General features: G+C 40.1%; 16 protein-coding genes. 13 read left to right on the plus strand and 3 right to left on the minus strand.

Features of this window, described 5'->3' with window-relative positions; translation table 11 throughout:
- Positions 1-23: 23 nt before the first annotated feature.
- Positions 24-971 carry a chemotaxis protein CheV gene (locus NRL14_RS08820; protein WP_096793940.1) on the minus strand — a complete coding sequence of 316 codons (948 nt, stop codon included), beginning with the start codon at positions 969-971 and terminating at the stop codon, positions 24-26.
- A gap of 159 nt (positions 972-1,130) precedes the next feature.
- On the opposite strand from NRL14_RS08820, the gene NRL14_RS08825 reads away from it, so the two are divergent.
- Positions 1,131-2,198 carry a potassium channel family protein gene (locus tag NRL14_RS08825; protein WP_033029275.1) on the plus strand — a complete coding sequence of 356 codons (1,068 nt, stop codon included), beginning with the start codon at positions 1,131-1,133 and terminating at the stop codon, positions 2,196-2,198.
- A gap of 108 nt (positions 2,199-2,306) precedes the next feature.
- Here NRL14_RS08825 and NRL14_RS08830 read toward each other — a convergent pair whose 3' ends face one another.
- Positions 2,307-2,768 (minus strand): EVE domain-containing protein, encoded by a 462-nt coding sequence (locus tag NRL14_RS08830; protein WP_007376189.1) that lies wholly within the window; start codon positions 2,766-2,768, stop codon positions 2,307-2,309.
- Positions 2,769-2,845: 77 nt separating this feature from the next.
- On the opposite strand from NRL14_RS08830, the gene tesB reads away from it, so the two are divergent.
- Positions 2,846-3,703: an acyl-CoA thioesterase II gene (gene tesB, locus NRL14_RS08835; protein ID WP_306724514.1), complete on the plus strand. Its 858-nt coding sequence runs from the start codon at positions 2,846-2,848 to the stop codon at positions 3,701-3,703.
- Between the two features lie 20 nt (positions 3,704-3,723).
- On the opposite strand, the gene plsB is transcribed toward tesB, so the two are convergent.
- The gene (gene plsB, locus NRL14_RS08840) at positions 3,724-6,162 is read right to left on the minus strand and encodes a glycerol-3-phosphate 1-O-acyltransferase PlsB (protein WP_033029271.1); all 2,439 of its coding nucleotides are present in this window, start codon (positions 6,160-6,162) and stop codon (positions 3,724-3,726) included.
- A 417-nt stretch (positions 6,163-6,579) separates the two neighbouring features.
- On the opposite strand from plsB, the gene rpsJ reads away from it, so the two are divergent.
- The 11 genes from rpsJ to rpsQ are packed head-to-tail and all read left to right on the plus strand — an operon-like array spanning position 6,580 to position 11,543.
- Positions 6,580-6,891 (plus strand): 30S ribosomal protein S10, encoded by a 312-nt coding sequence (gene rpsJ, locus NRL14_RS08845; protein WP_002957900.1) that lies wholly within the window; start codon positions 6,580-6,582, stop codon positions 6,889-6,891.
- A 27-nt stretch (positions 6,892-6,918) separates the two neighbouring features.
- Positions 6,919-7,554, plus strand: coding sequence for a 50S ribosomal protein L3 (gene rplC, locus NRL14_RS08850; protein WP_002957898.1), 636 nt, complete (start codon positions 6,919-6,921; stop codon positions 7,552-7,554).
- A 17-nt stretch (positions 7,555-7,571) separates the two neighbouring features.
- Positions 7,572-8,177 carry a 50S ribosomal protein L4 gene (rplD, locus tag NRL14_RS08855; RefSeq protein WP_002957897.1) on the plus strand — a complete coding sequence of 202 codons (606 nt, stop codon included), beginning with the start codon at positions 7,572-7,574 and terminating at the stop codon, positions 8,175-8,177.
- Positions 8,174-8,476: a 50S ribosomal protein L23 gene (gene rplW / locus NRL14_RS08860; protein ID WP_002957896.1), complete on the plus strand. Its 303-nt coding sequence runs from the start codon at positions 8,174-8,176 to the stop codon at positions 8,474-8,476. Before rplD ends, rplW begins: the two co-directional genes overlap by 4 nt.
- 15 nt (positions 8,477-8,491) lie before the next feature.
- Entirely contained in the window at positions 8,492-9,316 is an 825-nt protein-coding gene (rplB, locus tag NRL14_RS08865) for a 50S ribosomal protein L2 (RefSeq protein WP_007376192.1), read from the plus strand.
- A 15-nt stretch (positions 9,317-9,331) separates the two neighbouring features.
- Positions 9,332-9,610: a 30S ribosomal protein S19 gene (rpsS, locus tag NRL14_RS08870; RefSeq protein ID WP_004588689.1), complete on the plus strand. Its 279-nt coding sequence runs from the start codon at positions 9,332-9,334 to the stop codon at positions 9,608-9,610.
- A 13-nt stretch (positions 9,611-9,623) separates the two neighbouring features.
- A complete protein-coding gene (gene rplV / locus NRL14_RS08875; protein ID WP_002957892.1) occupies positions 9,624-9,956 on the plus strand; it encodes a 50S ribosomal protein L22 in 333 nt (110 codons plus the stop codon).
- A gap of 11 nt (positions 9,957-9,967) precedes the next feature.
- Entirely contained in the window at positions 9,968-10,669 is a 702-nt protein-coding gene (gene rpsC, locus NRL14_RS08880; protein WP_002957891.1) for a 30S ribosomal protein S3, read from the plus strand.
- Between the two features lie 12 nt (positions 10,670-10,681).
- A complete protein-coding gene (gene rplP, locus NRL14_RS08885) occupies positions 10,682-11,095 on the plus strand; it encodes a 50S ribosomal protein L16 (protein WP_002957890.1) in 414 nt (137 codons plus the stop codon).
- Positions 11,095-11,286: a 50S ribosomal protein L29 gene (gene rpmC / locus NRL14_RS08890; protein WP_002957889.1), complete on the plus strand. Its 192-nt coding sequence runs from the start codon at positions 11,095-11,097 to the stop codon at positions 11,284-11,286. The genes rplP and rpmC overlap by 1 nt, the downstream gene beginning before the upstream one ends.
- Positions 11,286-11,543, plus strand: a complete 258-nt coding sequence (gene rpsQ / locus NRL14_RS08895; RefSeq protein WP_007376193.1) for a 30S ribosomal protein S17 — start codon at positions 11,286-11,288, stop codon at positions 11,541-11,543. The genes rpmC and rpsQ overlap by 1 nt, the downstream gene beginning before the upstream one ends.
- Positions 11,544-12,184 lie beyond the last annotated feature (641 nt).

Raw genomic sequence — 12,184 nt, forward strand, 5'->3', positions numbered from 1 at the left:
CAATACAAAAGGGTACCTATTGTCTACGTATAATTAAGCACTATCTTTAAACGGCTTTGTACTTCTTCAACGAGTAAGTCTGGCTGAAACTTAGATAAGAATGCATTACACCCTACTTTTTCTACCATAGCTTCGTTAAAACTACCGCTTAAAGATGTGTTAAGAACAACATAAAGATTTTTAAGCCTGCTATCATTACGTATTTCATGGGTTAAGCGATAGCCATCCATTGAAGGCATTTCAGCATCTGTAATTACCATTAATAGCTCTTTTTCAACATCTTGCCCCTCATCAGCCCAGCTTCTAAGCATGTTCAGGGCTTCTAGACCATTACTGGCAGGGATGATTTCAATTCCTAGCTGCGAAAGTGTATCGCTTACTTGTTTACGTGCAGTGGGTGAGTCATCGGCGTGAAGTATTTTACGTCCTGCAAACTCATTGACGATACCTTGATCAAGTACTCCCTCTGAAATATCTACTTCATATTCAACTATTTCGGCAAGCACTTTTTCTACATCAATAATTTCAACGAGCTGTTCTTGGCCATCGCGCTTTATTTTAGTAAGGGCTGTTAAGTAATGATTTTTACCAACAGAGCTAGGCGGAGGCATAATATCTGACCATGTCATATTGACGATTTGATCAACTTTGCCAATTAAAAAGCCTTGTACGCTTCTATTGTATTCAGTAATAACTAAGTTACAGTCTTCGGCGTATTTTACTGCGGACATAGAAATAGCCTGCCGTAAATCGATTACAGGTATAGATTCACCTCTAATATTCGCAACTCCGGTTATTTTGGAATGAGAATGGGGAATTTTGCTTAAATGTGGCAATTTTACCACTTCCTTTATTTTAAACACATTGAGTGCAAATAAATGCCGGCTATGTAAATAAAACAGTAACAACTCTAAGCGGTTTTCACCAACCAACTGAGTACGTTGATCAACCGAAGCTAAAACACCAACCATAATGAACTTATCTAATCTAATTATTTTATAACTATAGTCTACTATTTTTTAACTTCATAGCTCAGTTATTATTTTTCGATTACAGCTAGTTGTTGCTATGGTGGTATAATTTGCAGTACCGTACTACAGAGTAATTTTAATAATCTATTAGCAATAACTATGCATCATATTTTTAAACGTTTTATCGTGTTATTACGCAGTCATATAGAGCAAGTGAGTTGGCAATCTGTTGCGATTGTTACCTTTATGCATATTATTATTACGTGGTGCTTATTAGTGATCGCAAATGAAAAAGCCTTGATACCCCCAAGTACTTTTTTTTACTATTACGTAATAACAACATCAACGGTAGGTTATGGTGATTTTAGCCCAACGACAGAACTTGGCCGTTGGGTGGTAGCATTAGTACAGATCCCATTTGGTTTAGCTTTATTTGGTGTCCTGCTTGGAAAAACAGGGCAAACAGTTACTTATTTAATTAGGCGCGCTATGACTGGTGATAAAAGTTTTGCACACAGTATTAACCATATTATTATTTTTGGTTGGCACGACACTCGTACAAAAAAGATGATTGATTACATTTTGGCTGACAGGAAGCGAACTGACCGCCGTATTTTACTCGCGGTAACAGAGCAAATGGATCACCCTTTTTTAACTAACGAACATGTTGATTTTGCACATCTAACCAGTTTTACAAATTTATCCGAACTTGAGCGTGTTGCAATAAGTCGTGCCGATAAAGTCATTATTGATGGGCAAGATGACGATCAAACATTTACTACTGCACTGCGTATAAGCCGTTTAGTTAAGGATGATTGCCATATCAGTGCTCATTTCTTAGATGAGACAAAAATAGATATGCTGTTAGAGCATTGTCAAAATGTAGAGTGTAGCAGTGCTAAATCGGCAGAAATACTTGTACGTTCAATGCAAGATCCAGGTTCTAGCCGTGTACAAGAGGAGCTGCTTTCTACACTCCATGGTGATACGCAATTTAGTTTGGCAATACCTAAAGACTGTAAAGATATGGAATTTGGCACTTTGTTTCATCATTTTAAGCTTGAACATGATGCAATATTATTAGGCGTTGCACACAATTTGAGTGCGCAAAATATGGATTTAAACCCACCGCTTGATTACAAAGTAAGTGAAGGTGATATTTTGCACTACATATCTGTAGAGCGAGTATTAAGTAGTGAAGTTGATTGGACAAGTTTGGAACGATAGTTAGCGTACCCAAGGCGATGAAAAAGGCTCTTTTATCAGTGTCGTGACTTTTTGTGACACAGGTTACTTCTTTGCTTTGGATTGCGCCTAAAGACCGAAAGAATAAAGCTAAGTGCTAACCATCTTCACTATTTGCAGCCAGTCATGTTCTGTGACTGGCATAACAGATAATCGCCCTGCTTTTTTTAGTGCTAACTCAGTAATTGAATCATTCGCTTTTATATCTTTAAGACTCACCAATTTTTTTAGATGGCTTTGATAGGTTACTTCAACGACAACCCAACGAGGATTTTCGCTGGTGGCTTTAGCATCGTAATAATCACTACTTAAATCAAATTGAGTGGGATCTGGGTAGGCTTCTTTTGTAACTATAGCAATACCCGCTACACCCACTTGTTTACAGCTTGAATGATAAATCATCACCAAGTCGCCAATTTTAACGCCATCACGCATAAAGTTCCGCGCTTGGTAATTACGTACGCCTTCCCAAAGCGTGGTTTGTTTTGGAGCGTTTTTTAAATCATCTAATGAAAACGCATCGGGTTCAGTTTTAAAAAGCCAGTAAGCCATAACAGTATTCCTAACATATATTTACTTCCCACTATTGTATAGTATCATTTGAATATCAGGGTAATGAGGAAGAAATGATGAGCCAAGTATTAGATGATTTATTGTCGTTGTTAACACTTGAAGAAATTGAGCAAGGTTTATATCGAGGACAAAGCCAAGATTTAGGCTTTGGTGCTGTGTTTGGCGGTCAAGTTATGGGGCAGGCGCTTTCTGCCGCTAAAGAAACTCTACCTGAGGGGCGAATAGTTCATTCATTACATTCTTACTTTTTACGCCCAGGCGATCCGGCTAAACCCATTGTTTATGATGTTGAAACTATTCGAGATGGGAAGAGTTTTAGTACACGCCGAGTAAAAGCGATTCAGTACGGTAAGCCTATTTTTTATATGACTGCGTCGTTTCAGGGGGAAGAAAATGGTTTGTCGCATCAAGCGACGATGCCTGATGTTCCCGCACCTGAAGAACTACGTTCATCGCTTGAGTTTTACCAAGATAACGCTTTACACATTCCTGAAGTCATCCGTAATAAGTTTACCCGTGAAATGCCAATTGAAATGCGACCTGTGACATTTCATAACCCGTTTAAGCCAGAAGTTATGGAGCCAGTAAAACATATTTGGTTTAAAGCCAATGGTGAAATGCCGGACGATCAGCGTATCCATAATTACTTATTAGCGTATGCGTCTGATTTTGAGTTTTTACCAACTGCATTACAACCTCATGGTGTATCGTTTATGCAGCCAAATATGCAAGTAGCTACTATTGATCATGCAATGTGGTTTCATCGCCCATTTAGAATGGATGATTGGATTTTGTATTCAATTGATAGCCCAAGTGCGAGCAATGGTTGTGGTTTAGTACGTGGGCAGTTTTTTGATCGCCAAGGCAATTTGGTTGCCTCAACAATGCAAGAAGGGGTTATGCGCCAGCGCTAACCCCTTCTGTAAATGCATTGCTAGTTACACTGGTCTTGTACTATATCGCTGATTGACTGCCAGACGCGTGCTGGCAGTAATGTTTTAAGGTGTGCGTAGGTTTCACATAGCTGTGTGCTACCTACTAAGCCCTCATCACCTTCTGTTATTAATGACTCTCCACGTAAGTTATCGATAAAGCTAACAAGTACTTTTTTGTCAAAAAACTCAGGTGTTTTAATGCCATGCAGTGTGCCTAAACGTTGCGCGAGCACTTGGCTTTCTCTTTCAAGTTCTGCTTTTTCAATGCCATCACTTGTTTGAATAAAACCAATTACAATAGCGTATCGTTGCAGAGTGAAGCTAAGTGCTCGTCCAAGCATTTCAAGCTTAGCTAGGCAGTCATTACTGTTCGTTATATGAATGTTATCGCCATCAAACTCAATTAAATTTTGATCAGCAAAGTTAGCTAAAATTCGTGTTATATAGTTTTCATCAAGAGGCTGTAAGTACCATTCTTTAGCAAATAGCGGATAAAATGTTTTTACAAGTTGCTGGCATTGAGTAATCGTAGTGCTGTGTTGTTTAAATAGGTGCAGTGCAATTAAACTTGGTACTGCGAATAAGTGCAAAATATTGTTTCTATAGTAATTAAATAAAACTTTCTCTTTATCACTAATTGTGATTATTTCACCAAATTCATCACTAATAACTTCAAACTTATTAAGCTTTAATGCATGTGTTAGTAATTGCTCTGGTGTTTCGTCAGGCGCTGTTACTTTATCGCTATAACTGGCATCGCGTTGTAAGCGCAGGTAAAAATCAAGTTGTGCTAAAAGTTTTGGCTTACTCAATGCTTGTTTATCGTTAACGAGTAAAATCATCGCCAATAAGTTAACAGCATTAAGTGCTGCTGCATTATTAATTTTAATCATTACTTGATCAGCAAGTTGAGTTACTTGTGTGCCTAACCATTGTGGCTTTTGTACATCGGTAGGATGTATTGAATCACGCCAATCGGGTTGGTTGTCGTTTAAATATTGATTAATTGAAATTGGATCACCAAAGTTTAGATAACCACGACCATAGTTTTTAAGGTTTTTAATCGCCTTAAAAATACCGAAAATAGATTCGCCTTTTTTATCTTTACCATCCAGCTCTTTAAGGTAAGTGTTTATTTCCATTACGTGCTCGTAGCCAATGTACACAGGAACAATAGATATTGGTCTGTCTATTCCGCGAAGCATCGCTTGTAAGGTCATTGAAAGCATACCTGTTTTAGGCGGAAGTAAGCGCCCAGTTCGGCTTCGACCGCCCTCCGTGTAAAACTTAACAGAGTAACCTTTAATAAACAGTTGGCTTAAATACTCTTTGAAGATGGCAGAATAAAGCTTATTACCTGCAAATGAGCGACGAATAAAAAATGCCCCCGAGCGTCTAAATATCCCGCCGGCAGGGAAAAAGTTAAGATTAATACCTGCAGCTATATGTGGCGGTACTAAACCTAAATGATATATTGAGTAAGTAAGGAGCAAGTAGTCCATATGACTGCGATGACAAGGCATGTAGATTATTTCATGGCCTTTATTAGTCAATTCATGAAGTTGTTCTGTGTGTTTAATATTAATACCGTTATAAAGCTTATTCCACAACCACGTTAAAAATCGCTCAGCTACACGTATCATTGCTTCAGAATAATTAGCGGCTATTTCGTCAAGTAACTTGAGTGCATTTTGACGAGCTTCAGTTTGGCTAATATTTTTAGCTTTAGCTTCATCTAGGATTGCTTTTTTAATTGTAGGGGACGCTAATAAAGAATTAAATAATTGTTCACGAGATGGCATTTTTGGGCCAGTAGCTGCGAGCTTTTGACGTTTAAAGTGAACGCGAGCGACACGCAGTAATTTGTGTGGTAACTCACTTACATCGGCTTTCTCGTTTACCAAAAGCGATAAGTCGAGAGGTTGACTAAAGCGAATAAAGTTATCACGTCCTGAAAACAACACGACAAAAAACTTTCTAAACCAACTAGGTGTTACCGAGTGTGTAATTAATGTGCGTAAACCTGGTTTTTCTTTACCCGGATCGCGGCCCCATAAAATTGTAACAGGTACAACTTGTACGTTCTGTTGACCACTATTAATTAAGTGTTCAATAATTTGCTTACCTTGAGCTAAAGCATTTGTTGGTTTAGCTTTGTCGCCAAATAATGGTGGTGGATTTTTGATTCCAATAAAACGATCTAAATGCTGAGAGCCTAATACTTGCTCTTCAATTGGGCTTGGCAAACCATGTTTTTTACATACATGTGTGAGTGCCGCTAAATCAAATCGTGAATTTAAACGCACTATATAAAATGTAGGGTATTCTGGATTTAGATCATACTGCTCAATGGGGTTCTCTGGCAGCACTTTACTTCGTACTAGTAAGCGGCTAAATCCAGCAGACAAAACATTTAAACAATAATTAAAAATACGCATCGACTCACCATATTGAGAGTATTAAAGGCAAAATTAGCGCAATAGGATACCATAATATCTAAAAATCCTTTAGTTTGCGCTATTGAGTAGTTAACTTATTAATTGACTAATAGAAGAGGTATTAGTTCAAGTATAGCCAGTGAGTATGTACGGGCGCTTATTTAATCAAATTAGTGGTCATTGTATTGTTTCTAAATAGTTGTTGCATTTATCACCAATACCTCTATAATACGCAGGCTTTCAAAATTCCCTAGGGAACTAGAAAGGATAAATTAAGCTTGGATTTCAAGCTAATAAACAGGAGTTCCGATTTGGAACTCAACGTAGATATAATCAAACAGCCGACATCTTAAGTTTTAAGATTGTTTCGGTCGTTTTTTTATGCTCTTTTAAATGCTCTTTATATTGAGGTTAAGAATGTCAAATCAACGCATTCGTATTCGCCTAAAAGCTTTTGACCACCGTTTGATTGACCAATCAACGGCAGAAATCGTGGAAACTGCGAAACGCACTGGCGCACAAGTACGTGGTCCAATCCCACTACCTACACGCTTTGAACGTTTTACTGTACTAACTTCACCGCACGTTAATAAAGATGCGCGTGATCAGTACGAGATCCGCACCCATAAACGTCTGATAGACATCGTAGAACCAACTGACAAGACTGTAGACGCGCTTATGCGTTTAGATCTTGCTGCTGGTGTTGATGTTCAAATCAGCCTGGGTTAATCGAAAGATTAGAGAGGTTTTAGGAAAATGGCATTAGGTCTAGTCGGTCGTAAAGTGGGTATGACACGAATCTTCACTGAAGATGGTGTATCTATCCCTGTGACAGTTATTGAAGCGACACCTAACCGCATTGCTCAGATCAAATCTGACGCAACAGACGGTTATAACGCGCTTCAAGTAACCGCAGGCACTAAAAAAGCAAGTCGTGTAAACAAAGCTAAAGCGGGTCATTTCGCTAAAGCTGGTGTTGAAGCGGGTCGCGGTCTGTGGGAATTCCGCCTTAACGGTGGTGAAGGCGATTTTGAAGTAGGCGCAGAGCTTACTGTTGAATTATTCAACGAAATCAACAAGGTTGACGTAACCGGTACTTCTAAAGGTAAAGGTTTCCAAGGTGGTGTTAAGCGCTGGAATTTCAGCATGCAAGACGCTACACATGGTAACTCTCTATCTCACCGTGCTCCTGGTTCAATCGGTCAAAACCAATCACCTGGTAAGGTGTTTAAAGGTAAGAAAATGGCCGGTCATATGGGTGCTGAGCGTGTAACGACTCAAAACTTAGAACTAGTTCGCGTTGACGCTGAGCGTAATTTGCTTTTAGTTAAGGGTGCAGTACCTGGAGCTATTGGCGGTGACGTTATCGTTAAACCAGCTGTTAAAGCATAAGTCCTGGAGATTTAGTGATGGAATTAGCAATTAAAGACGCTTCTGGCGGTCTTGAAGTTTCTGAAGCTACTTTTGGACGTGAGTTTAACGAAGCATTAGTACACCAAGTAGTTGTTGCATACGCAGCAGGTGCTCGTCAAGGTACTCGTGCTCAGAAGACACGTTCTGAAGTAAGCGGTGGTGGTAAAAAACCATGGGCTCAAAAAGGTACTGGCCGTGCACGTGCCGGTACAATCCGTAGCCCAATTTGGCGTTCAGGTGGCGTTAGCTTTGCAGCTAAACCACAAGACCACAGCCAAAAAGTAAACCGTAAAATGTACCGTGGTGCGATTAAAAGCATCTTATCTGAATTAGTTCGTCAAGAGCGTTTAATCGTTGTTGAAAGTTTTGCTCTAGCAGCACCAAAAACTAAAGAACTAGTTGCTAAGCTTAAAGAACTTGAGCTTAAAGATGTTCTTATCGTGACTGAAGAAGTAGATGAAAATCTTTTCTTATCGGCACGTAACCTTTATAAGGTTGACACGCGTGATGTAGCTGGTATCGATCCTGTAAGCTTAATTGCTTTCGATAAGGTACTTATTACAGCCGCTGCTGTTAAGCAACTTGAGGAGGCGCTAGCATGATTCGCGAAGAACGTCTTTTAAAAGTGATCCTTGCTCCACATATCTCTGAAAAAAGCACTATTGCTGCTGAAGAAAACAACACTATTGTTTTCAAAGTAGTAAATGACGCAACTAAAGCTGAAATTAAAGTAGCAGTTGAGAAGCTTTTTGAAGTAGAAGTAACTGGTGTTCGCACACTTAACGTTAAGGGTAAAACAAAACGTACTGGCGCACGTTTCGGTCGTCGTAGCGACTGGAAGAAAGCTTACGTTACTCTTAAAGAAGGCAGCGAGCTAGACTTTGTCGGCGGCGCCGAGTAATAAGGGGATAGAATTATGGCACTTCAAAAGTGTAAGCCTACTTCTGCGGGCCGTCGTCACCTAGTTAAAGTGGTTAACCCAGATCTACATAAGGGTAAGCCATACGCACCACTTTTAGAGAAAAACTCTAAATCAGGTGGTCGTAATAACAATGGTCGTATTACGGTTCGTCATATCGGTGGTGGTCATAAACAACATTACCGTTTAATCGATTTTAAACGTACTAAAGATGGCATTCCAGCCACTGTTGAGCGTTTAGAATACGATCCAAATCGTAGCGCAAACATCGCTCTTGTATTATATGCAGACGGTGAGCGTCGTTACATTATCGCACCAAAAGGCTTAAAAGCTGGCGATGCAATCCAGTCTGGTGTTGATGCACCAATCAAACCTGGTAATGCATTACCAATGCGTAATATGCCTGTAGGTTCGACTGTTCACAACGTAGAATTAAAACCAGGTAAAGGTGCTCAAATCGCACGTTCTGCTGGTGCATACGTTCAAATCCTTGCTCGTGATGGTCAGTATGTAACATTACGTCTTCGTTCAGGCGAAGTTCGTAAAGTTGAATCTGATTGTCGTGCGACTCTAGGTGAAGTAGGCAATGCTGAGCATATGCTTCGTTCACTTGGTAAAGCAGGTGCAAATCGCTGGCGTGGTATTCGTCCGACAGTTCGTGGTGTTGCCATGAACCCGGTAGATCACCCACACGGTGGTGGTGAAGGTCGTACATCTGGTGGTCGTCATCCTGTGTCTCCATGGGGTAAGCCGACTAAAGGTGCGAAGACGCGTAAGAACAAGCGTACGGATAAATTTATAGTACGTCGTCGTACTAAGTAATATTGAGGAATAGCCATGCCACGCTCTCTCAAGAAGGGTCCTTTTATAGACCTACACTTGCTGAAGAAGGTAGAGAAAGCTTTGGAAAGCGGTGAGAAAAAGCCAATTAAAACTTGGAGCCGTCGTTCAATGATCATACCTAACATGATCGGATTGACCATTGCTGTCCATAATGGTCGCCAGCACGTACCAGTTTTCGTTTCTGACGAAATGATCGGTCACAAACTAGGTGAATTTGCACCAACTCGCACTTACCGTGGCCATGCTGCGGATAAGAAAGCGAAGAAACGATAAGAGGGGAAGATAAATGCAAGCATTAGCTAAACATAAATTCGCCTCTGGTTCGGCGCAAAAAGCACGTCTAGTTGCAGATCAGATCCGCGGGTTACCTGTCGATCGCGCACTAGAAATCCTGGCGTACAGCCCTAAGAAAGCCGCTGTATTAGTTAAGAAAGTACTTGAGTCTGCTATTGCTAACGCAGAGCATAACGAAGGTGCTGACATTGATGAGCTTCGCATAACAACGATCTTTGTGGACGATGGTCCTACAATGAAGCGTATTATGCCTCGTGCTAAAGGACGCGCAGACCGCATCCTTAAGCGTACAAGCCATATCACTGTTATGGTTTCAGATAGCTAGGAGTATAAGTAATGGGACAAAAAGTTCATCCTACTGGTATTCGCCTAGGTATATCTAAACCTTGGGTTTCTACCTGGTACGCGAGTTCAAAAGATTTCTCTGCACAGCTTTTTGGCGATCACAAAGTTCGTACATTCCTTACTAAGGAATTGAAAACGGCTTCTGTGTCTAAAATCGTTATTGAGCGTCCAGCAAAATCAATCCGTGTAACAATCCATACGGCTCGTCCGGGTGTTGTTATCGGTAAAAAAGGCGAAGACGTAGAAAAATTACGTCAAGCGGTAACTAAAATCGCTGGTGTACCTGCTCAGATTAATATCTCTGAAGTACGTAAACCAGAACTAGATGCACAACTAGTAGCAGACGGCATTGCCTCTCAACTAGAACGTCGTGTTATGTTCCGTCGCGCTATGAAGCGTTCGGTACAAAATGCAATGCGCATCGGTTCTAAAGGGATTAAAGTTGAAGTTAGCGGTCGTCTTGGCGGCGCTGAAATCGCACGTTCAGAATGGTATCGTGAAGGTCGTGTACCTCTACATACTCTTCGTGCTGATATCGATTACGCAACTTCTGAAGCCTTAACCACTTATGGTATCATTGGTGTTAAAGTTTGGATCTTCAAAGGCGAAGTTATTGGTGGTTTACCACTAGTACAAGAGCAAGAGAAGCCAGCTAAACGCGCACCAAAGAAAGCCAAGAAAAGTGCTAAGTAGAGGTAGCGAGTAATGTTACAGCCAAAACGTACAAAATTCCGTAAAATGCACAAAGGCCGCAACCGCGGTTTAGCGCAAAACGGTAACAAAGTAAGCTTCGGTACTTTCGGATTGAAAGCAACTGGCCGTGGCCGTATGACTGCTCGTCAAATCGAAGCAGCTCGTCGTGCTATGACGCGTCACGTGAAACGTCAAGGTAAAATCTGGATTCGTGTCTTCCCTGACAAACCGATTACAGAAAAACCTCTTGAAGTTCGTATGGGTAAAGGTAAAGGTTCTGTTGAATATTGGGTTGCTGAAATTCAGCCTGGTAAAGTACTTTACGAAATGGAAGGTGTTTCAGAAGAGCTTGCTCGTGAAGCGTTTGACCTTGCTGCTCGTAAACTGCCATTCAAAACAACTTTCGTAACTCGGACGGTAATGTGATGAAAGCTAGCGAACTAAAAGACAAAAGCGTAGAAGAGCTTAATGCTGAACTTCTAGGACTACTTCGTGAGCAATTTAATATGCGCATGCAAGCTAGTACTGGTCAGTTGGCTCAGACACACACGCTAAGAACAGTACGCCGCGATATCGCGCGTGTAAAAACAGTTATTAACCAGAAGGCAGGTCAATAATGAGCGATAAAATTCGTACTCTTCAAGGCCGTGTAATCAGCGACAAGATGGAAAAATCTTTCACTATCGCTATCGCACGTTACGTGAAGCACCCAATCTATGGGAAATTCATTAAACGTACGACTAAGTTACACGTACATGACGAAAATAACACAGCAAAAGCGGGTGACGTAGTTACTATCCGTGAATGCGCACCAATTTCTAAGAATAAATCTTGGACTTTAGTAGACGTTATTTCTAGTCCAAAGCTAGCTTAATTTTTTAATTAAATTAGTTTTGTAAAAAAGCCCCGGCATTAGCTGGGGCTTTTTACGTTTAGAGCTATAAGTTTTAAGTGGTAAGTTTTCAGCGGTTAGCTGCTCGGAGTGGAGTTGAACGCCGTAGCTTGGGTTAAGTCTAGGATACCCGAGGAGAAAAGAACGCCAAGAATATACTGACATTACATTTATACCACCATAAAAGAATATTACCAATATATGCTAATGGTATTTTAATTTTCAAGGCATTGATTTTTATATTAATTTAAATTTGACTTTAAATGCTTAATTGTGTTATTTTACAGGGTCTTCTTTTCGATCTATAATGGCTCTATCAAGTAGTTAATAAGGCTAGATAAGTAATCAATTGAGTTATAGATACCATATCAAACTAATCAATAAAGGAGATGCGAACTAAAATAGAACTCTGTACATATCAAATGTACCCCACCCTACGATAACCATAAGTACAACTTTTCTTCAAACTAAAATAAACAATACACATCAAGGTAACCTTAATGTGGGTTTAGTTGTGCCTGTAATAAACAAGGAAATATAATGCAAGAAAATAACAATGTTCATATTTATAATAACTGCAAAATCATCACATTTAATATTCACAAAGAAAAGCCACAGATAAA

The sequence above is a fragment of the Pseudoalteromonas sp. 20-92 genome (assembly GCF_030847595.1).
Taxonomy (GTDB): domain Bacteria; phylum Pseudomonadota; class Gammaproteobacteria; order Enterobacterales; family Alteromonadaceae; genus Pseudoalteromonas; species Pseudoalteromonas fuliginea.

Excerpts from the sequence above, each read along its gene's own strand:
- tesB (WP_306724514.1), top strand. The coding sequence starts at position 2,846 with ATGAGCCAAGTATTAGATGATTTATTGTCGTTGTTAACACTTGAAGAA.
- rpsQ (WP_007376193.1), top strand. The coding sequence starts at position 11,286 with ATGAGCGATAAAATTCGTACTCTTCAAGGCCGTGTAATCAGCGACAAG.
- rplB (WP_007376192.1), top strand. The coding sequence starts at position 8,492 with ATGGCACTTCAAAAGTGTAAGCCTACTTCTGCGGGCCGTCGTCACCTA.
- rpsJ (WP_002957900.1), top strand. The coding sequence starts at position 6,580 with ATGTCAAATCAACGCATTCGTATTCGCCTAAAAGCTTTTGACCACCGT.
- plsB (WP_033029271.1), bottom strand. The coding sequence starts at position 6,162 with ATGCGTATTTTTAATTATTGTTTAAATGTTTTGTCTGCTGGATTTAGC.
- NRL14_RS08825 (WP_033029275.1), top strand. The coding sequence starts at position 1,131 with ATGCATCATATTTTTAAACGTTTTATCGTGTTATTACGCAGTCATATA.
- rplD (WP_002957897.1), top strand. The coding sequence starts at position 7,572 with ATGGAATTAGCAATTAAAGACGCTTCTGGCGGTCTTGAAGTTTCTGAA.
- rplV (WP_002957892.1), top strand. The coding sequence starts at position 9,624 with ATGCAAGCATTAGCTAAACATAAATTCGCCTCTGGTTCGGCGCAAAAA.
- rpmC (WP_002957889.1), top strand. The coding sequence starts at position 11,095 with ATGAAAGCTAGCGAACTAAAAGACAAAAGCGTAGAAGAGCTTAATGCT.
- rplW (WP_002957896.1), top strand. The coding sequence starts at position 8,174 with ATGATTCGCGAAGAACGTCTTTTAAAAGTGATCCTTGCTCCACATATC.
- rplC (WP_002957898.1), top strand. The coding sequence starts at position 6,919 with ATGGCATTAGGTCTAGTCGGTCGTAAAGTGGGTATGACACGAATCTTC.
- rplP (WP_002957890.1), top strand. The coding sequence starts at position 10,682 with ATGTTACAGCCAAAACGTACAAAATTCCGTAAAATGCACAAAGGCCGC.
- NRL14_RS08830 (WP_007376189.1), bottom strand. The coding sequence starts at position 2,768 with ATGGCTTACTGGCTTTTTAAAACTGAACCCGATGCGTTTTCATTAGAT.
- rpsS (WP_004588689.1), top strand. The coding sequence starts at position 9,332 with ATGCCACGCTCTCTCAAGAAGGGTCCTTTTATAGACCTACACTTGCTG.
- rpsC (WP_002957891.1), top strand. The coding sequence starts at position 9,968 with ATGGGACAAAAAGTTCATCCTACTGGTATTCGCCTAGGTATATCTAAA.
- NRL14_RS08820 (WP_096793940.1), bottom strand. The coding sequence starts at position 971 with ATGGTTGGTGTTTTAGCTTCGGTTGATCAACGTACTCAGTTGGTTGGT.